At 65.3% G+C, this 19,680-nt stretch carries 19 protein-coding genes; 5 read left to right on the top strand and 14 right to left on the bottom strand.

Annotated elements, in window-relative coordinates:
* Positions 1 to 79: 79 nt before the first annotated feature.
* The 8 genes from tuf to hppD all read right to left on the bottom strand — a co-directional run bounded on the left by tuf (position 80) and on the right by hppD (position 7,354).
* The gene (gene tuf / locus OG203_RS29600; protein ID WP_107659457.1) at positions 80 to 1,270 is read right to left on the bottom strand and encodes an elongation factor Tu; all 1,191 of its coding nucleotides are present in this window, start codon (positions 1,268 to 1,270) and stop codon (positions 80 to 82) included.
* A 116-nt stretch (positions 1,271 to 1,386) separates the two neighbouring features.
* Positions 1,387 to 3,489 carry an elongation factor G gene (gene fusA / locus OG203_RS29595; protein ID WP_405160521.1) on the bottom strand — a complete coding sequence of 701 codons (2,103 nt, stop codon included), beginning with the start codon at positions 3,487 to 3,489 and terminating at the stop codon, positions 1,387 to 1,389.
* A gap of 136 nt (positions 3,490 to 3,625) precedes the next feature.
* Complete coding sequence (gene rpsG, locus OG203_RS29590; RefSeq protein ID WP_150399709.1) at positions 3,626 to 4,096, bottom strand: 30S ribosomal protein S7; 471 nt, start codon at positions 4,094 to 4,096, stop codon at positions 3,626 to 3,628.
* Between the two features lies 1 nt (position 4,097).
* On the bottom strand, positions 4,098 to 4,472 hold the full coding sequence (gene rpsL, locus OG203_RS29585) for a 30S ribosomal protein S12 (protein WP_019049359.1): 375 nt from the start codon (positions 4,470 to 4,472) through the stop codon (positions 4,098 to 4,100).
* A 269-nt stretch (positions 4,473 to 4,741) separates the two neighbouring features.
* Positions 4,742 to 5,284 carry a DUF3558 domain-containing protein gene (locus tag OG203_RS29580; RefSeq protein WP_405160520.1) on the bottom strand — a complete coding sequence of 181 codons (543 nt, stop codon included), beginning with the start codon at positions 5,282 to 5,284 and terminating at the stop codon, positions 4,742 to 4,744.
* Positions 5,285 to 5,298: 14 nt separating this feature from the next.
* Positions 5,299 to 5,829, bottom strand: coding sequence for a DUF3558 domain-containing protein (locus OG203_RS29575; RefSeq protein ID WP_405160519.1), 531 nt, complete (start codon positions 5,827 to 5,829; stop codon positions 5,299 to 5,301).
* Between the two features lie 41 nt (positions 5,830 to 5,870).
* On the bottom strand, positions 5,871 to 6,077 hold the full coding sequence (locus OG203_RS29570) for a hypothetical protein (RefSeq protein WP_405160518.1): 207 nt from the start codon (positions 6,075 to 6,077) through the stop codon (positions 5,871 to 5,873).
* 68 nt (positions 6,078 to 6,145) lie between these two features.
* Complete coding sequence (hppD, locus tag OG203_RS29565) at positions 6,146 to 7,354, bottom strand: 4-hydroxyphenylpyruvate dioxygenase (RefSeq protein ID WP_405168048.1); 1,209 nt, start codon at positions 7,352 to 7,354, stop codon at positions 6,146 to 6,148.
* A 186-nt stretch (positions 7,355 to 7,540) separates the two neighbouring features.
* On the opposite strand from hppD, the gene OG203_RS29560 reads away from it, so the two are divergent.
* Complete coding sequence (locus OG203_RS29560; protein ID WP_405160517.1) at positions 7,541 to 8,065, top strand: Lrp/AsnC family transcriptional regulator; 525 nt, start codon at positions 7,541 to 7,543, stop codon at positions 8,063 to 8,065.
* 65 nt (positions 8,066 to 8,130) lie between these two features.
* On the top strand, positions 8,131 to 9,294 hold the full coding sequence (locus tag OG203_RS29555; RefSeq protein WP_405160516.1) for a low temperature requirement protein A: 1,164 nt from the start codon (positions 8,131 to 8,133) through the stop codon (positions 9,292 to 9,294).
* On the opposite strand, the gene OG203_RS29550 is transcribed toward OG203_RS29555, so the two are convergent.
* Together OG203_RS29550 and OG203_RS29545 are read right to left on the bottom strand one after the other, a co-directional pair.
* Positions 9,291 to 10,622, bottom strand: coding sequence for an amidohydrolase family protein (locus OG203_RS29550; RefSeq protein WP_405160515.1), 1,332 nt, complete (start codon positions 10,620 to 10,622; stop codon positions 9,291 to 9,293). The genes OG203_RS29555 and OG203_RS29550 overlap by 4 nt on opposite strands.
* Before the next feature lie 161 nt (positions 10,623 to 10,783).
* The gene (locus OG203_RS29545; RefSeq protein WP_405160514.1) at positions 10,784 to 11,758 is read right to left on the bottom strand and encodes an NADPH:quinone oxidoreductase family protein; all 975 of its coding nucleotides are present in this window, start codon (positions 11,756 to 11,758) and stop codon (positions 10,784 to 10,786) included.
* A 234-nt stretch (positions 11,759 to 11,992) separates the two neighbouring features.
* On the opposite strand from OG203_RS29545, the gene OG203_RS29540 reads away from it, so the two are divergent.
* Positions 11,993 to 12,283 carry a type VII secretion target gene (locus OG203_RS29540; RefSeq protein WP_405160513.1) on the top strand — a complete coding sequence of 97 codons (291 nt, stop codon included), beginning with the start codon at positions 11,993 to 11,995 and terminating at the stop codon, positions 12,281 to 12,283.
* Positions 12,280 to 13,419 (top strand): transglycosylase SLT domain-containing protein, encoded by a 1,140-nt coding sequence (locus OG203_RS29535; RefSeq protein WP_405160512.1) that lies wholly within the window; start codon positions 12,280 to 12,282, stop codon positions 13,417 to 13,419. The genes OG203_RS29540 and OG203_RS29535 overlap by 4 nt, the downstream gene beginning before the upstream one ends.
* A 16-nt stretch (positions 13,420 to 13,435) precedes the next feature.
* Here OG203_RS29535 and OG203_RS29530 read toward each other — a convergent pair whose 3' ends face one another.
* From OG203_RS29530 to OG203_RS29515, 4 genes are all read right to left on the bottom strand, one after another.
* On the bottom strand, positions 13,436 to 14,650 hold the full coding sequence (locus OG203_RS29530; RefSeq protein WP_405160511.1) for a hypothetical protein: 1,215 nt from the start codon (positions 14,648 to 14,650) through the stop codon (positions 13,436 to 13,438).
* A complete protein-coding gene (locus OG203_RS29525; RefSeq protein WP_405160510.1) occupies positions 14,647 to 16,593 on the bottom strand; it encodes a serine/threonine-protein kinase in 1,947 nt (648 codons plus the stop codon). Before OG203_RS29525 ends, OG203_RS29530 begins: the two co-directional genes overlap by 4 nt.
* Positions 16,593 to 18,446: a serine/threonine-protein kinase gene (locus OG203_RS29520; protein WP_405160509.1), complete on the bottom strand. Its 1,854-nt coding sequence runs from the start codon at positions 18,444 to 18,446 to the stop codon at positions 16,593 to 16,595. The genes OG203_RS29525 and OG203_RS29520 overlap by 1 nt, the downstream gene beginning before the upstream one ends.
* A gap of 83 nt (positions 18,447 to 18,529) precedes the next feature.
* On the bottom strand, positions 18,530 to 18,721 hold the full coding sequence (locus tag OG203_RS29515; RefSeq protein WP_405160508.1) for a hypothetical protein: 192 nt from the start codon (positions 18,719 to 18,721) through the stop codon (positions 18,530 to 18,532).
* A gap of 152 nt (positions 18,722 to 18,873) precedes the next feature.
* On the opposite strand from OG203_RS29515, the gene OG203_RS29510 reads away from it, so the two are divergent.
* Complete coding sequence (locus tag OG203_RS29510; protein WP_405160507.1) at positions 18,874 to 19,653, top strand: acyl-[acyl-carrier-protein] thioesterase; 780 nt, start codon at positions 18,874 to 18,876, stop codon at positions 19,651 to 19,653.
* Positions 19,654 to 19,680 lie beyond the last annotated feature (27 nt).

Here is a 19,680-nt window from a genome sequence, read left to right as displayed (position 1 = left end):
TTTCTGCGGTTAGCACCCGAAATGCCAAACGGCGCCGCTCCTTTCGGAGCGACGCCGTTTGGTTCAGTGATTCAGAGAATCACTTGATGATCTTCGTGACGCGACCGGCGCCGACGGTGCGGCCACCTTCACGGATCGCGAAACGCAGGCCCTCTTCCATGGCGATCGGCTGGATCAGCACGACCGACATTTCGGTGTTGTCGCCCGGCATGACCATCTCGGTGCCCTCGGGGAGGGTCACAACGCCCGTCACGTCAGTCGTACGGAAGTAGAACTGGGGACGGTAGTTGTTGAAGAACGGCGTGTGCCGGCCGCCCTCGTCCTTGGACAGGATGTAGGCCTGGCCCTCGAACTCGGTGTGCGGGGTGGTGGTGCCCGGCTTCACGATGACCTGGCCACGCTCGACATCTTCGCGCTTGATGCCACGAACGAGCAGACCGACGTTGTCGCCGGCCTGGCCCTGGTCGAGCAGCTTGCGGAACATCTCGATACCGGTGACCGTGGTCTTGGTCGAGGTCGGCTTGATGCCGACGATCTCGACTTCCTCGTTCACGTTGACGATGCCGCGCTCGACGCGACCGGTGACGACGGTGCCACGACCGGTGATCGTGAACACGTCCTCGACCGGCATCAGGAACGGCTTCTCGGTGTCGCGGACCGGGTCCGGGATCGACTCGTCGACAGCGTTCATCAGCTCAACGATCGACTCGGTCCACTTCGGGTCGCCCTCGAGCGCCTTCAGACCGGAAACACGCACGACCGGCGCGTCCTCGTCGAACTCCTGGGCGGCCAGCAGTTCGCGGACCTCCATCTCGACGAGCTCGAGGATTTCCTCGTCGTCGACCATGTCCGACTTGTTCAGCGCGACCAGGATGTAGGGCACGCCGACCTGACGGGCGAGCAGCACGTGCTCGCGGGTCTGCGGCATCGGGCCGTCGGTCGCGGCGACCACGAGGATGGCACCGTCCATCTGCGCCGCACCGGTGATCATGTTCTTGATGTAGTCAGCGTGACCCGGAGCGTCGACGTGCGCGTAGTGGCGCTTCTCCGTCTGGTACTCGACGTGGGAGATGTTGATCGTGATACCACGAGCCTTCTCCTCCGGCGCCTTGTCGATCTGATCGAACGCGAACGCCGCGTTCAGATCCGGGTACTTGTCAGCCAGCACCTTGGTGATCGCTGCAGTCAGCGTGGTCTTGCCGTGGTCGACGTGACCGATGGTGCCGATGTTGACGTGCGGCTTCGTCCGCTCGAACTTCGCCTTCGCCACTGTGGTGTCCTCCTGGACTTGTTGGTGCGTGCAGTTGCAGCAGTGCGGTTATTACTGGGGTCGTGCTGACTCCCGGCAGATGTGGGGCAAGTCTTACACTTGCCCCGACATCGGTATTACTCGCCGGTCGCCTTGGCGATGATCTCCTTCGACACGTTGGCCGGAACCTCCGCGTACGAGTTGAACACCATGGAGTAGTTCGCCCGGCCCTGGGTCTTCGACCGCAGGTCACCGATGTAGCCGAACATCTCCGAGAGCGGAACCAGCGCCTTGACGACACGGGCACCACTGCGTTCCTCCATGGCCTGAATCTGGCCACGGCGGGAGTTCAGGTCGCCGATCACTTCGCCCATGTAGTCCTCGGGCGTGATGACCTCGACCGCCATCAGCGGCTCGAGGATCACCGGACCGGCCTTGCGAGCCGCTTCCTTCAGTGCCTGGGAGCCGGCGATCTTGAACGCCATTTCCGAGGAGTCGACGTCGTGGTAAGCACCGTCGAGCAGGATCATCTTCAGGTTCACCAGCGGGTAGCCCGCGAGCACACCGTACTGCATGGCATCCTGCGCACCGGCGTCCACCGAAGGGATGTACTCGCGCGGAACGCGACCACCCGAGACCTTGTTCTCGAACTCGTAGGTCGCGCCGTCTTCGCCGACGAACGGCTCGATGGCGATGATGACCTTCGCGAACTGGCCGGAGCCACCCGTCTGCTTCTTGTGGGTGAACTCGAGCTTCTCGACCTTCTTGGTGATCGTCTCGCGGTAGGCCACCTGCGGCTTGCCGACGTTTGCCTCGACCTTGAACTCGCGACGCATGCGGTCGACGAGGATGTCGAGGTGGAGCTCGCCCATGCCGCCGATGACGGTCTGGCCGGTCTCCTGGTCGAGCTTGACCGAGAACGTCGGGTCTTCGCGCGCCAGCTTCTGGATCGCGGTGCCGAGCTTCTCCTGGTCGGACTTGGTCTTCGGCTCGATCGAGACCTCGATGACCGGGTCAGGGAAGGTCATGGACTCGAGCACGACCTGGTTCTGCGCATCGCTGAGGGTGTCACCGGTGGTGGTGTCCTTCAGACCGATCACGGCGTAGATGTGACCGGCAGACGCGGTCGTGACCGGCATCTCCTTGTTGGAGTGCATCTGGAAGAGCTTGCCGAGACGCTCCTTCTTGCCCTTGGTCGAGTTGACGACCTGGGCGCCGGAGGCGACCTGACCCGAGTACACGCGCACGTAGGTGAGCTCACCGAAGAACGGGTGCACCGCGATCTTGAACGCCAGCGCCGAGAACGGCTCGTCGACGCTCGGCTTGCGGGTCAGCAGCTCGTCTTCCTTGCCGGGAACGTGGCCGGTGGTGGCCTCCACGTCCAGCGGCGAGGGCAGGTAGTCGATGACCGCGTCGAGCATGGGCTGAACGCCCTTGTTCTTGAACGCGGAACCACACAGCACCGGGTAGAGCTCGGAGGCGACGGTCATCTTGCGGATGGCGGCCTTGATCTCGTCGATCGTGAGCTCTTCGCCGCTGAAGTGCTTCTCCAGCAGCGCCTCGTCGGACTCCGCGACCGTCTCCAGCAGCTCCTGGCGGTAGATCTCCGCCTGGTCGGCCAGGTCGGCCGGGATCTCGACGACCTCGTACTCTTCGCCGAGCTTGGTCTCGCCCTTCCAGACCTTGGCGTTCATCTCGACCAGGTCGACGATGCCCTCGAAGTCGTTCTCGGCGCCGATCGGCAGCTGAATGACCAGCGGCTTGGCACCGAGGCGGTCCTTGATGGTCTGCACGGTGAAGTAGAAGTCCGCGCCGAGCTTGTCCATCTTGTTGACGAAGCAGATTCGCGGCACGTCGTACTTGTCGGCCTGACGCCACACCTGCTCGGACTGCGGCTCGACGCCTTCCTTGCCGTCGAACACCGCAACGGCGCCGTCGAGCACGCGCAACGACCGCTCCACCTCAACGGTGAAGTCGACGTGCCCGGGGGTGTCGATGATGTTGATCTGGTTGTCTTTCCAGAAGCACGTGGTAGCCGCGGAGGTGATGGTGATACCACGCTCCTGCTCCTGCTCCATCCAGTCCATGGTGGCCGCGCCATCGTGGACTTCACCGATCTTGTAGGTGATGCCGGTGTAGAAGAGGATGCGTTCAGTTGTGGTCGTCTTGCCCGCATCAATGTGGGCCATGATGCCGATGTTGCGGACCTTGTTCAGGTCGGTGAGCACGTCCTGTGCCACGGAAATCTTCCCCGCTCGTAGCTAGATGGGATTTTCGGGGACGACCCTGTGGTCGTCTCTGTTCAACGCCGACCGCGGCAGGTTGGTGCCGCGTTCGACTGTGCCTCCCGACCCGAAACAATGGGCCGGGCAGACGTCACCAGCGGTAGTGCGCGAAGGCCCGGTTCGACTCGGCCATCTTGTGGGTGTCCTCACGACGCTTCACCGAGGCACCGAGACCATTGCTGGCATCGAGCAGCTCGTTGGCGAGACGCTCGACCATGGTCTTCTCGCGGCGAGCGCGGGAGTAGTTGACCAGCCAGCGCAGGGCCAGCGTGTTGGAACGGCCGGGCCGAACCTCGACGGGCACCTGGTAGGTGGCGCCACCGACGCGGCGGGGCTTCACCTCGAGGGCGGGCTTGACGTTGTCCAGCGCGCGCTTGAGGGTGACAACCGGATCGGTGCCGGTCTTGTCGCGCGCCTGCTCCAGCGCGCCGTAGACGATGCGCTCGGCGGTGGACTTCTTGCCGTCCAGCAGGATCTTGTTGACCAGCTGAGTGACCAGCGGGGACCCGTAAACCGGGTCGTTGATCAGCGGACGCTTGGGTGCGGGGCCCTTGCGTGGCATATCAGCTCTTCTCCTTCTTGGCGCCGTAACGGCTGCGGGCCTGCTTGCGGTTCTTCACACCCTGGGTGTCGAGCGAGCCACGGATGATCTTGTAACGGACACCGGGAAGGTCCTTCACACGGCCGCCACGAACGAGCACCATCGAGTGCTCCTGCAGGTTGTGGCCCTCGCCGGGGATGTACGCCGTGACCTCGACCGCGCTGGTCAGGCGAACGCGCGCGACCTTACGCAGCGCGGAGTTCGGCTTCTTCGGGGTCGTGGTGTACACGCGAGTGCACACGCCACGACGCTGCGGGCTGCCCTTGAGCGCCGCGGTCTTCGTCTTGGAGACCTTGTCGCGGCGACCCTTGCGGACCAGCTGGTTGATGGTTGGCATAGACCGGCTTTCCTTATTAGTTACGCGGTGTCTGGAACTTCATGTCTTTGTCATCGAGCTTTCACTCGCACGTCCGGCCACGTTTTACGTGCCCCGAGGTCGGGCGTGTCGCGCGTGGTGTAGGGCCCGAATTGCGGGCACGCTGGAGGTGTCAGCCGCTTTCGCTGGCCTACGGTCACGCACGAACTTGCCCGTATGCTTCCGGGCACAGCGATCCACGATACTCGTGATCGCGACACAGGGTCAAAGCGGGGTGGCTGCAGACCCCGCTACCTGGCCAGGTTCAACGTCAACTCTACGAGTTTCTTCGCCCCCGCGCACGGATCCGCGTGGGCCGAGCCTGGCCGATAGTTGATCCAGAACCCGATGACGCCTTGGTCCGCCGCGCCGGCGCTGACGCCGCAGGAGTCCGGATCGTTCGGCCGATGTGTCTCCAACCCGCGTCGTCCCTGCACGGTGATGTTGTTGGTGGTGTAGCCGAGCCGGTCGTTGTTGGTCTTCTCGTTGTTCAGTCCGCCGATCTCATACCAGTTCAGCGTGACCATGGCGCCTTGCACATCCCACATGCAGACCGCACCGTAGAAGGACTGCACGGCGAGAGCGCCTTGCGCTACCGCGTCGGCGACCTCGTCGGTCGTGACGATCTCGCATTCGCGCAACAGCTTGTCGAAGTTGGTGTTCACGGTGTCCCCGGTCCCCGAACCCGCGGGATGCGCCGAGCCGCTGATGGTCTGACCGCAGCCTGCGGCGGTAGCCGCGATTATCAACACGGCGGCGGCCGTGAGTATTCCGCGAGCGCGACGAAGGTTCATTACCGTCCTGCCCCTCACTTCAGCCGCTGCACGGTCAGGTCGGCCAGCTTGTGCATCAGGTCGCACGGGTTGGCGCTCGGCTGCGCGAAGAGCCCGAAGGACATGGACCATTCGAAGAAGTCGTCGCCGAGTTGCACGGCGAGGTCGCAGATCCGGCCGTCCGGCTCGAGCGCCTGCCACCCGGCGTGCCCGCCGACGTCTATCGTCTGCGGGTTGCGTCCCTGGGTGGACACCCAGGCCTTCTCGCGGGCGATCGGGCTGCCGCGGTACGAGGCGAAAGTGACGCCGGTCGAACCGCTTCCGGCAGAGAGCCAATTGCAGCCGACCGAATTCTTCAGCACCTGGGAGATCTGACCGAGGCCGACGAGGTTACGCACCTCGTCGTCGGTGACGTTGCCGCACTCGCCGATGAAAGGGCCGAGCGCGGCGACCTTCGGCGGCGGGCGCAACGGGGTGCTCGTGTTGTCCGAACCACCGCCGGAACCGCACGCCGTCAGCAACAACGACAGCACTGCCGCGCAGCCGGCCAACGCCCCTATCCGCATGCCTGCACTCTACCCACGCGCGCCCGGTCCGCCCGTGCTCGCTAACCGTTGGGGACGCGCAGTTCGTAGGCGTGCCTCGCGTCGATGTAGGTGCACTGGGCCGGGCCGGACTTGTATTTCGACATGGCGCCAAGGCAGTCGTCGAGGGTGGGGTAATAGGTCGGGTCGGGATCGGCATCGGCCGCCGCGCTCGCACCGTAGGCGAGGGCGACGGCCAGTGCGAGGACGGCGGCAGATCTCTCTAGCACTGCGGCAGTCCCCCAAGCATCCGGCGAATCCTCGCAGCGTACTGCCAGATGCTCAGGGCCACAACCGATCACAGGTTGCCGCGGGCCTCCTGCTCGCGCTCGATCGCCTCGAAGAGCGCCTTGAAGTTGCCCTTGCCGAAGCCGAGTGAGCCGTGCCGCTCGATCAGCTCGAAGAAGACGGTAGGCCGGTCGGTGATCGGCTTGGTGAAGATCTGCAACAGGTAGCCGTCCTCGTCACGGTCGACCAGGATGCCTCGGCTCTGCAATTCCTCGACCGGGACGCGGACCTGACCGATCCGCGCGCGCAGTTCCGGGTCCTCGTAATAGGAATCGGGTGCGTCGAGGAATTCGACGCCTTCGCGGACGAGCGCGTCGACACAGGACAGGATGTCGCCGGTGGCGAGCGCGATGTGCTGCACGCCAGGACCACGATAGAACTCGAGGTACTCGTCGATCTGCGACTTCTTCTTGCTGACCGCGGGCTCGTTGAGCGGGAACTTCACCCGGTGGTTGCCGTTGGCGACGACCTTGCTCATCAGGGCGGAGTACTCGGTGGCGATATCGTCGCCGACGAACTCGGCCATGTTCGTGAAACCCATTACGCGGCGGTAGAACTCGACCCACTCGTCCATCTGACCGAGCTCGACGTTGCCGACCACGTGGTCGATCGCCTGGAACAGCCGGACGGGCGCGCCCTCGCGCGGCTGGTAGCCGGCACGACGAGTGATGTAGCCGGGCAGGTACGGGCCGTCGTAGCGGGAGCGTTCGACCAGGGTGTGCCGTGTCTCGCCGTAGGTGGCGATGGCGGCCGACCGGACGGTGCCGAATTCGTCTGTCTCGTCATGTGGTTCGACGAGGACGGTCGCGCCGTGCGTGCGCGCCCACTCGATGCAGCGGTCGACATCGGGCACCTCGAGCGCGATGTCGACGACGCCGTCGCCGTGCCGGTCGTGGTGCGCGACCAGGGGGCTTTCCGGGTCGACCGCGCCCTTGATCACGAAGCGGGCGCCGCCGCTGCGCAGCACGTACGCCTTGTGATCGCGGTTGCCGGTCTCGGGACCCGAATAGGCCTCGAGGCGCATGCCGAAGGCGGATTCCAGGAAATGGGCGGTCTGCGTCGCGTTGCCGACAACCCAGACGAGGGCGTCCCAACCGATCACAGGGAAGTTGTCGACGCTGGTGTCATGGTCGACGAGGCCGACGAGCTTGCGCAGCTCACCGTCGGTGGGGGCGGTACTGGACGGGCTGGGCGCCGTGCTGGACCGGGCATTCGGCATCTGCTCGATGGTCATGCACCAAGTAATCGTCAGGGTCGGCCGATAGGCAACAGCGGCGATTTTCGATAGACACTCTGGCGAATTCGGCTAGGAAGTGCCCCTAAATGCTGGACAATTTGAATAGCATCAGCTGGCTGGTGCTATCCACGGCTGGAAGCCCAGCCTGTGCTCGGAACGGAGGCCGCCATGTCACGAACGCCGGCGAAACTGGACGAACTCGATCTCGCGATTCTGACCGCGATGCATGAATACCAGAAAGCGGGCATCCTCGAGCTGTCTCGCCGGACACGGGTGGCCAGGGCAACGGTGCAGTCCAGGATCGGGCGGATGGAGGAATCCGGGGTCATCGCCTCCTACGACCCGCAGATCGACGTCACCGCGGCCGGTTTCGACGTGCAGGCCTTCGTCACGCTGGAGATCGCGCAGGGCGCGCTGGACGCGGTCGCGGCCGAATTGGAGGCGATCCCAGGGGTTTTGGAGGCATACGCGACCACCGGCACCGGTGATGTGTGGTGCCGGATCGGCGCGGACTCGCACGCCGGGCTGCAGTCGGTACTGCTCAGCATCGACCGGACCACATCGGTGGTGCGGTCGCACAGCGTCATCGTCTTGTCGACCGTGGTGCCGTTTCGCACGCTGCCGCTGCTGCGCACCCTCGATCCGGCGGGGACCACGAAGGCGCCCGCCTACCGCGCGGCGCACGAACGGTAGGCCGTCTACGCTCGCTGAGCGGCGGCGCGAAGGCTCGTCGCGTGTGATCGAGTGCGAGACCTGTGATGAGCGAGACGACAACCGAATCCACCACACCCCATGCCAGGGCCACCTGGGCGGAGCTGTTCTTCGACCTGGTGCTCGTCTTCGCGGTCACGCAGACCGCGCACGTGCTCGGCCAGCACACCTCGCTCGGCACGCTCGGCCACGCGCTGGTGCTGCTCGCGCCGCTGTGGTGGGGCTGGGTCGGGGTGACCATCCTGGTCAACAATGTCGAGGAGACGCACGCGCAGCGGCTCGTGCTGTTCGCCAGCGGCCTGTGCATCTTCCTGATGGCGGTGGCGGCGCCCGCTGCGCTGGACCAACCACGCGGGGCGGCACTGGTATTCGCGGGGGCGCACCTGGTGCTGCGGATCGTGTTGCTGGTCGCGGCCGCCCGTGCGCATTCGTTCGCGACGGCGATCAACCCGTTCAGCATCGGATTGGTGACCGGCATCGCGATCTTCGCGAGCGCGCCACTGCCGGAGCATATTCGGCTCTGGGTGTGGACCGGCGCGCTCATCGCGCAGCTCGGCGCACCGCTGTTCTACGCAAGAGCGCTACGCGGCAGGACAATCGGCGTCTCGCACCTGTCCGAGCGATTCGGTTTGGTCATCATCATCGCGCTGGGTGAGTCGGTGGTCGACGCGGGTGCGCAGGCCGCGGCGACCGGGTTGACGGTGGCGGTGCTGACGGCGCTGGTGCTCAGCTTCGTGATCGGCGTCGGATTGTGGTGGCTGTATTTCCAATTCACCTCGAAGGTGATCGAGCACGCGCTCGCCACACGTTCCTCGCCCGGGCTGATCGTGCGAGATGTGTTGAGCTACGGGCATTTCGCGCTGGTTGCCGCGTTGGTGGCGGTGGCGGTCGGGCTCGGGCATACGGTGGCCGATCCCGGCCACAACGCGCACGGGGTGGCGGCGGCGCTGGCGCCGGGTGGCGCGGCGCTGTTCGTCGGGACGTTCGTGTTCACCCGCTGGCGGACGGTGGGGGCGCCCGCGCTGCTGCGGGTGTACACCGCCGCGGCGCTCATCGCGGTCGCCGCGGTGTCGTCGTTGCTGCCCGCGATCGGCGTTGTCGCGTTGACCGCGGGGGTGCTCGTCGCGATCAATGTGTACGAGCACGTGTGGATGAATTCCGGACGGCCCGCGCTCGAATTGCGCTTTCGACGCGATGTGCGGGTGGACTAGTGGATGCCGCTCAGCCGCCGCGCGAGCAGTTCGGCGTCGACGCGGGTGCTGTGGCCGTCTCGGATAACGACTTCACCATCGACCCACACGGTGTCGACCACCCGGGGCGAGGCCGCGGTCAGCAACGTCGCGCCCGGGTCGAGGACCGGCAGGCAGGCGAAATCACGGTCGAAGCGCAGCAGCGTGAGGTCGCCGCGATCCCCGATCGCGACACCGGGTGCGGCGGTGCGGCGACCGAGGACGCGATCGGCGCCGCGGGTCGCCATGTGCAACATCTCGTCGAATCCCAAGAGGTCGGCGCGTTTTCGGGTGGCCCGCTGTAGATAGGAGCCAATCCGCATGGCCAGCAGCATGTCCTGGGTGTCGTTGCTCGCGGCGCCGTCCACGCCAAGACTCACGTCGATGCCCGCCGCCAGCATTTCGAGCACCGGTGCGACACCGCTGCCCAAGCGCATATTGCTGAGCGGGTTGTAGGAGACGGACACGCCGCGGTCGACGAAGACCTGGCGGCCGGGGCGGTCGAGTTGGCAGCAGTGCACCGCCAGGGTGCGATCCCAGAGGAATCCGCCCGCGTCGAGATAATCGACCGCGCCACGGCCTGCGTGCAATCGGCACATTTCCTCGTCGGTCGATGTCTCCAGTACATGTATCGACACGGTCTTGTCGGTGCGTTCGGCGTACTCCCGGACCGCGGCCATGCCGTCCGGGGTGAGGCAGCGTGGATTCGGCACGGCGAGCGCGGTGCTGATCCGCGAACCGGCCAGCCGTGCGTCGAGGTCATCGATGTGCGCGAAAACCTCTGGCAGCGGCTGCATCAGCCGAGGATCGAGACCCCAGCGGCGGGTGCGATCGGCCCGGTCGGCGACGCCGCGGCCGAGTACGACGCGGATGCCGAGTTCGTCAAGCGCGCGAATCATGGCGTCGTGCACGGCATCCGAGCGGTTCGGCCACATGTGCTCGATCACGGTGGTCACGCCGCTGCGCAACAGTTCGAGCCCGCCGGACAAGGCGGACAGATACGTCTGTTCCTGGGTGGCGGCGACGGCGCGCTCCCCCACGCAGCGCAGCCATTCCAGCAGGGGCAAGCCCTCGCCGATACCGCGCAGCACCGCCTGCTGCAGGTGGGTATGGGTGTTGACGAAGCCGGGGAGCAGATAGCCGCCGCTGCCGTCGACGAACGGGAGCCCTCGATATTCCGCGCGCGCCGCCGGGCCGAGCGCAGTGACGACGCCGTCTCGGACGACCACGTCAAGGCCGGAATGCCAGGCGCCCCTGGTGAAGACGGTGACGTCGCCGATGACGGTGGAGTGGGGTCGGTTGTCGAACACGCGGCATTCCTCCTGGGAAATGCGGCTGGTTCGCCCGCTCGATCCGGCGGTTCACGTCGTCCGTTGCAGCCGTGAGCGACGTGCCGGACAGCTTACCGAACCCGTATTTCGACTCGGCTGAACCGCGCGTACCCGAAGCCGACCATCGCGCCTCCGGCGTGTCAGCGCAGCGTGACCACGACTTTGCCGGTCGCCGTGCGGTTCTCCAGCGACGCGACGGCCTCGGCCGCGCGTTCCAGCGGGTACAGCACCGGCTTCGGCGCCTCGATCTTGCCCTCGGCCAGCAGCGGTGCCACCTCGGCCCACTGCTCGGTCAGGTAGCCGGGATGCGTCATCACCCATTCGCCCCAGGCCGCGCCGATCACCTCGACGTTCTTCAACAGCAGCCGGTTCACCTTCACGGTGGGGATCTCCCCCGCGGTGAAGCCGACCACCAGCAGGCGGCCCGCCGAAGCAAGCGAACGGACGCTGTCGGTGAATCGGTCACCGCCCACCGGATCGAGCACGATATCGACGCCACGACCGCCGGTCAGTTCCTTGACCGCCGCGAGCCAGCCGTCGGCAAGCACCACATCGGTGGCACCGTTCGCGCGGGCCACCTCGGCCTTCGCCTCGGTGCTCACCACCGCGATCACCCGGCCGGCGCCGAGCGCGACCGCCATCCGCAGCGTCGAGGTGCCGATGCCGCCCGCGGCGCCGTGCACGAGCACCGTCTCGCCCTCGGCGAGCCTGCCGCGCTTGCGCAGGCAGAAATGCACGGTCAGGTCGTTGAACAGGATGCCTGCCCCGGCCTCGAGGGAGACGTTGTCCGGCAGCAGGAACACCATCTGCGCGGGCGCGACGGCCACCTCGGCCATGGCATTGCCGAGCAGCGTCAGCGCGACCACCCGGTCGCCCGCCTTGACGTGCGCACCCTCCGGCGCTTCGCGCACAATGCCGGCCGCCTCGCCGCCGACGACGAACGGCAGCTCCGGCTTCATCTGATACAGCCCGCGCGTCATCAGTACGTCCGGGAACGCGACACCGGCCGCGTGCACGTCGATCACCACACTCCCCGGATACGACTTGGGCTCCGGAATGTCGACGACCTCGATCGACTCCGGTCCCTCCAGTTTGCTGACCTGGGCTACGCGCATCTGCCGACCTCTCTGTCGTGGCACCGGCCTGTCTGCGCGCCGGTACCGCCGTGATCAACGTAACCCGCGCCGACTCGCGGTGCTCAACCTGTCCGCGCTGTCCCGCCCACGCCCGACTTCGGCGTGCACCGAGGCCCCTGTTCAGCTGCCCCGATTTTGCTATGCTGACCGCGACCTATGGTCGGGCGTGAAGGGGGACTCATGGTCGAGCGCAATCAACCATCGTCAACAAACGTGCAAGTCGATGCGGGCGCACTGCGCTCGTTCGCGCAAACTCTCGGGACCGAGGCCGGGGAGGTGACCGGACTCAACGCGGGGGGAGCGTTATCCGCCGCGGCCACCGCGCTACCCGGTACCGAATTCGGCACCGCGGCACAGCAGGCGAACGACGTCGTCAATCGCTGCCTACAGCGGATCGGCAATCGACTCACCACCATCGCCGACAACATGCACAACGCCGCGGGCAAATACGAACTGGCCGAAGACGACTTCGCCGCGAAACTCCGCGCGATCGGACTGCCATGACCCTCAGCATCCCCGACGTAGAAAACTGGAAGCCCGAACAGCTCACCGCCGCAGGCGAACAGGCGGGAACCATCTCGCAGGGCCTCGACACCGCCGTCGGCAAGGGATCCACCGACACGAAGGCGCTGGACGACGGCAAGAAATGGTCCGGAACGGCAGGGGCTGCCGCGAACGCGCGGATGGACACCGAGAAGACCCGCTCCTCCGCGGTCAGCGCCGCACTGCTCGAGCTGAAGACGGCCTTCGCCAGCCAGACCCAGAACCTGGTCGAGGCGAAAACCAAAGTGCTGCAACTGCGCGACGACGCACTCAACCAATCCCCGCCGTTCGACGTGGAGCCCAACGGCACCGTCAACGCCACCACCCGGATCGCGGCTCTGCGTGAACATTCGGACAAGGCGAACGTCGAGGGACTCGTTTTCCAGGAGTCACTGCAGGCGGCCTCGCGCACCTGGGAGCTGACCAATGCGCTGAAGTCCGCGGAAACCGTTGCGACACAGGCGAAAACGCAGGTCGACGCGGCGGTGGGGAAGTTGGAGCAGGCGTTCAGCGGGCTCGGTGAGCCGAGCGCCAACGTCGCACCGCCCGCGAGCACGGTAGCGGCCAGCGTCAGCTCACCTGCTCCGGTGAGCAACAGCAACTCTTCGTCGTACAAGCCCAATTACGCGATGGGGAACCATCACAACAACTCCGGATCCTCTTCCGGCAGTTCGTATAGCGGGAGCTATAGCGGTTCGGGTACGCCGAGTTCATCCGCGCCGACGGGGCCGATGCCGAGCGGCGATATGGCGAAGTGGATCGCCGAGGCCAAACAAAAGCTCATCGAAATGGGTTATGACCCCAAGGATATCGATGAGAGCGCCATCGCCACGATCATCGAACACGAGTCCAGCGGAAATCCTTACGCGGAAAATGACAAGGACATCAACTGGATCAATGGGCATCCATCCAGGGGGCTGATGCAGACCATCGACAGCACCTTCAACGCCTACAAGGCACCCGGCCATGACGACATTTGGAACCCGGTGGACAACATCATTGCGGGCGTTCGCTATTCGATCGACACATATGGATCGGTCAAGAATGTCCCCGGCGTGGTGGCAGTCGCTAATGGGAACGCATACCAGGGCTACTGACTTCAGCCATGCACGATCATCCTTGACTATTGGCAAGCAAGGCGTATTGTGCGGCTGCCCGTTGCTGAGTTTCCCACAGTTGGCCGCCGAGCACTAGGGCCGCGTACCTCCGGTAGGAGACGAAGCACCTGAATTGCGCCGCCTTTGGCGCGATATAGTCCTGCACGCACGATGCGCCGGGCACATCCGCTGGCGGATCCACCGCACGGCGGTCCACCGCATCGCCGAGTTCCGCGGACTCGTTGACAAATCGTGTCGCAGCGGCGTCGTCGCGGGCACGGAAGCCGAAAGCGTTGGGCGTCACCGCAACCCGATCGACTCCCGCCCGCTGCATTACCGGTAACCGGCCCGGCTGATCCTGCACATAGTTCAGGTACCCGCGCAATGTCAGTACCACCTCACCCTGCCCATCGGGCGCCGGGACAACACCACCGTCGTGCAGAACTCGGACGAGCAGACCGTCCGGATCCTGGCGCAGCGTGCTGAACTTTCCGGTTGGTGTCGGCGTGAACTTGTCGAGTTCGCCTACTTCGGCATCGAGATACTTCTGGGTCGCCTCGACCAGCCGATTGATGTCTGTCGTCCGCGAGTCCGCCAGCACATTGATCACATAGATTCCGTGTGCGGTCGTGCTACCCAACGTCGGCACCGACGGACGCCAATGTGCCCGCGAGTCAGCGTATTTGGGCAGCTGCACGGCAACGTTTTCGGGGTTGATTGCGAAGTCTACGGCGTCGATTTCGGCTGCCGCCGACTTCGCCGCCGCCGCGTCCGGAAAGCGCAACACCGTGACGGTCAAGCCCTCACGCTGGCGACTGCCGGAATACGCTGTCCTGAGTGGCCAGACGTCGTCGGCTGAGCCGGTTGAAAACCCAAGTACAAAGCCATATTTCAGCAACACGGGGACCACCGGATCGGCCAGATACTGCGTCACCGACTGCACGTCCGTGTGCACCAGAGCCGATGCCCCAGCGGTGTACCTCGCGTCCACCTCGGATGGACTCAGGACCGCGTCGGCCATTCTCGCGGCCTCGAGCCGCGCATAACCGAGATCGTCCAGATGGGCCGAAATCTTGGGCTGCTCGGTGGGGAACACGCCCGTGTCCAGCGTTCGCACGTCGACCTCGGCAGCAAGACCGGTACCGTCCACCGTCGACCCGCATCCCCCCACCCCGACTACGACGGCGAGGGTTACACAGACGGCCATGGCCGCTCGTGGATTCCAGTTCATCGACTCACCCGTGGAAGGTTGTCCAACACATTCTGCAGTACCGTTTGTGCTGCGAGGCATCTGAATTCAGGATGCTCTGTCATCGTCGGATTATCGACCTGCACTGTCACCACCTCTGCATCACTGTTATCGATCTGGCGATACTGACCGCGACGTACGCATGTCGGCGAACTCAATTCCGCCTCATCCAAGAAGGCGATATTTCCGCCACCGAGGTCGAACGGTATGGGCTTTTCGGTCGGTACCAGGATCTTCGAGCGCTCGAGCGAAACGGTAACGGTGCCTGTCGAGATCCATTTGCAGGTGTGCAGCAGATCTGGCGTGCCTCGGACTCGATCCCCGATGTTCAGCTTGACGACAATCGAATCGACCAGCGCACAAGGGTCGTGCCGAGCAAGTGAGCTGCGGATGTCCGCGAGCAGCGGCGGCTGTTCCGTCATCCGATGCGCGAGCTGAGCGGCAGCATCGTCTGCCACGGTGCACGCTTTATCGGACTGTTCACCCTTCACTCGTATCGATATACCGAACTGCGGATCCGTCTTTGCCGGAAGCAGGGCTCGCCCGCAGCCGTCGGTTCCGCCGGTCACGTCCTCCAGTACCGGAACCCCGGTCGCACGCTTGCCGTTGTCGCGATACCCCTCTACCCGCTTGATATCGAAGTCGAACTGATAACCGCCCGCCTCGGCCGCGCAGGTGCCCCATTGCGTAGAACTCGGCGCCTTCGTCCACTCCCCCAGCGACGGGACCAGTGGATCTTTCACCGCGGCACACAGGTCGATCGATCGGAGTTTTGTAAGATTCAGGGCCGCAAGCGGATTCACCGTCGGTTCGGTTGGGTGATCGTCACTACCACCGAACAGGGCGGTGCCCGCCAGAACGCCGGCGATCAGGACAAGCACGGTCGAGACAGCGATCAGGGCGCGTTTTCGACGCCCGCGCAACGTGTTTGCGCGTTGGATCTCGACGAGCGCCTGCAATCGCCGCTCGAAGTCATCGACGCTCTGCGACCCCGCGGCGGATGACGAGTCGGCTCCGACGATGTGAGTGGCTTCCGGGTCTGCCAGCAATGCCGACATCTCCGCTTCCTGTTCGTTGATCGCCTTGTGCACCTGAGCCGACCATGGGCGATGCTGTGGCGGTAGTGGTCCGAGGAAGTCGAGGAGTTGGGCGGGTGTGGGGCGCTCCTGCGGATCTTTGCTGAGGCACGGTGACACCAATTCCCTTACCTCGGGCGGTAATCCGCTCAGGTCGGGTTCGGTGTGCACGATGTTGTAGAGCGTGTGCGGCAGTGACGAGCCGGCGAAAGGACTCGCACCGCCTGCCGCCATCGCTAGAACGGCACCGAGGGAAAACATGTCGCTGGCGGGGGTCAGCGGCAGTGATTGCGCCTGTTCCGGCGACATGAACGCGGGCGAACCGATGATCGAGCCGGTGTGGGTGAGCTCGGATTTCCCCTCGACCGCACGAGCTATACCGAAGTCGATGACCCTCGGCCCATCCTCGGCCAGAATTACGTTGGCGGGCTTGAGATCCCGATGAATCAGGCCGACACCATGGATGGCTTGCAGTGCCGAAGCGAGTCCGATCGCCAGCTTGTGCACTTCGTCCGAGGTGAGCGGCCCGTAGTCCTTGACCGCCTTGTCCAAGGGCACTCCTGGCACGAAAACTGAAGCGAGCCAAGGATACTCCGACTCGACATCGAAGTCGATCACCGCGGCGGTAAAGGCACCGGAGACCTGCGCGGAGGTCTGCACCTCGCGGCGGAACCGAGGCAGGAAGTCCTCCTCGGCCACCAGGTGCTGATGCACCTGTTTGATCGCGACCAGGCGGCCGTCGGGACCGACGCCGAGCAGCACCCGCCCCATTCCGCCGGAGCCGAGCTCGCCGAGCAGCCGATACCGGCCGATGTGTTGGGGTTCATCGCGCTCGAGGGGTGTCACCATCACAAGCTCCTCAGTCGGGCAACGACACCGTCGAGTATCGATTCAGTAGTAGCACAGGCTGTTTCGGCAGCGCCGGGTCCGTTCGGCTGTACGGTCACGGCGATCTGGTCTCCTCGATCTTCGATGGTCGGCCGCACTAGATGGTAGGTCGCGCACGTGCCGTCGGGGTCTATCCGGCGGGCCGAAGGCAAGTCACCGAGCATGCCACCATTCACCAGCAGCCTGGCGTACTTCTGGTCGAGATCGACCCGTTTGCCCTCGGCGGTGTGCACGGTGATGGTGACGGGACCGCCCGTCCAGGTGCAGGTGTGCGCGTCGACCGGGGTAGGTCCCGCGCCAGGTCCGGCATGTGCGGCGATGACCGCCTGATCTACCGACTCACACGGAATCAGCCGGACGACAGACTGTTTCGGCGGACTCACACTCGGTGGATTCGTCACCAGCCGAGTGACGACGGTCTTCAAGGTGTCGTCCGCCAGCTTGCAGGCGTCACCTTCGGCCTCGCCGATTTTCACCTCGACACCGAGTGCCGGTTGGTCACGAACCGCAACGGCCCGCCCACACGAACGCGCGGCCGCCGTGGTGTCCAGCACGGATTTCCCCGCGACCTGCTCGGTCAGCTGCTTCCCGGCAGCCACCGATATGCCAACCCCAACGGTCATCTGGGTCTGTCGCCCACCGGGCTCGATGAATTTCGTCCCACAGAGCGACGAATCCGCCAGCTCCGGTTTGACCGGCTGCCCCAGCTTTCCGACGACATCGTTGCCGAGTAGCGCGCAGGTGTCGGTGAGGCGCAACTGGTCATCTGTCAGTGCCAATGTGCGGTTGGCCAGCGGGTCAGCGGGTGCCGGAGTGTTGCGGCCGACCGCGAAGGCGGTAACCGCACCCACCACCAGCAGCGCCAGAACAGCCGCTGCGGCAACCCATCTCACGGTCCGGCGCGGCGATCGTTCCTCCGGCAGCACGCCGCCGGTGTCGACCCAGCGCTTGGCATCCGCCCGATCTCGGGTGATCTGTTGCTTGACGCCGGTGGGCCACCCGGAGCGGGCCGTAATCGCCGCCACCGAATCGATCAGCTGGCGCGGGTCCGGGCGATACGCGGGGTTCTTGTCCAGGCAGGCGTCCACGATGGGACGCAACGGCGCGGGCACTCGGCTCGTGTCCGGGCGATCGTGCACCACGTTGTACAACGTCTGTGGTGCCGATGCGCCGAGGAACGGGCTCTGCCCCGTCGCCGCCATGACCAGCATCGCGCCGACCGAGAAAACATCACTGGCGGTGGTGAGTTCGTGCCCGGACGCCTGCTCCGGCGACATGAAGGCCGGGGAGCCGACGAGGGTGCCGGTGCTGGTGAGCTGCAGATCGGCTGCCAACGCACGGGCGATGCCGAAGTCGATGACGCGCGGACCGTCCTCCGCGAGAAGGACATTCGTGGGTTTGAGGTCGCGGTGGATCATGCCAGCGCGATGGATTTCCACGAGGGCGGAACCGAGTCCAGCGGTCAGCAACCGAAGCCCGCCGATAGGCATGGGGCCGTGCTGATCGATGGCTTCGCGCAGGGAGGGACCAGGCACGAAAACCGAGGCCAGCCAGGGTTCCTGGGCTTCCGGATCGGCGTCCATGACGGCGGCGGTGTAGGCACCGGTGACGCGTTGGGAGGCTTGGACTTCCAAGCGGAACCGCGCGCGGAACTCGGGGTTCTTGGCGAGGTGACGGTGAATCATCTTGACCGCGACCAGACGGCCGTCGGGTGAACGGCCGAGCAGCACGCGCCCCATCGCGCCCTGGCCGATGACCGCGATCAACTGATGGCGTCCGGCCGTGCGCGGGTCGTGGCGGCCGAGCGGCTTCACCGTTGTCCTCCCCCTGTAGTGCCTGGCTCCGGATCGTACCGGCGCGGCACTGACACGTCTCGGCGTCTACGGCCGACGGGACTTCAGGCGAAGGTTTGATCGCGGGCGGCGAGGGCGGTGCGCAGTTTGGTGACGGCGGTCGGACCTACGCCGTGCAGTGCGGCAAGATCACGTTCGGTCCAGGAGGTGAGGTCGTCGAGCTGGCGGATTCCGGCCGCGGCCAGCGCTCGTTCGGCGGGTTTGCCGAGTTTCTCGGGCAGATCAGAGTCGCTCATGGCGCCCATGATGCCTGGTAGCGGCGTTGTTCGCGGGCATACCGTCGGTTACGGTCGCACTCGACGCGATGGTGTGACGTACGCCCCGTAAAGTCGTCTCACAACAGCACCACACGAAGAACGCGGCACACCGTGCAGCGCGAGGAGCACCAGTGTCACTCGATCAGCCACTCGCCCCGCTTCCCCAGGAGGGCATGGGCTTTGCTTCGGCGTGGCCCATCCGGGCAGGCGACGTGGACCCCTACGATCGGCTGCGGTTCGACGCCGTCGCCCGCTATCTGCAGGACATCGCCTGGGAGAATTTGCATAAGACGTTCTTTCATCGAACCGATCCGAATTGGATCGTCCGTCGCACGGTGATCGACGTCATTCGGCCGATCCTGTGGCCGGACGAGGTGCAGCTGCTGCGCTGGTGCTCGGCGCTCTCGACCCGCTGGACGAATATGCGAGTGCGGGTGACGAGCACGAACGGTGGGCTGATCGAAACAGAGGGCTTCTGGATCAATATCAGCGAGGCGACCCAGATGCCAGCGCGGATCAGCGACGAGGGCCTTGCCTATCTGGCGCAGACCACCCAGGAGCACCGGCTGCGCTGGCGGCCGTACCTGACCGATACCGCGCCGTCGGAGTCGGACACCGACATGCCATTTCCGGTGCGCGCGACCGACATCGACCAGTACAACCACGTCAACAACGCCTGCTACTGGCAGGCGGTGGAACAGTTCATGGTCGAGTACCCCAAGCTGCTCGGCGGCCCGCATCGCGCGGTCATCGAGTACGTGGCGCCGGTGCTTGCCCGCCAGCACGTTGCCGTGCGCAGCCGCTACGAGCCGGGCGATCGCACCGGGCGTCCGGTGCTCCGGCTGTGGTTCGTGGTCGGCGGGACGACAACGACCATCGTCCGCATCATGCCGCTGCCGCCCGAAAACTAGCCGACCGGAACCCTTTCGGCTCCGGTC

It is taken from the genome of Nocardia sp. NBC_01499 (genome assembly GCF_045040275.1).
In the GTDB taxonomy this organism is placed as follows: Bacteria; Actinomycetota; Actinomycetes; order Mycobacteriales; family Mycobacteriaceae; genus Nocardia.
The sequence above is the reverse complement of the archived record's forward strand: the minus strand, read 5'-3'. Positions and strand labels throughout refer to the sequence as shown.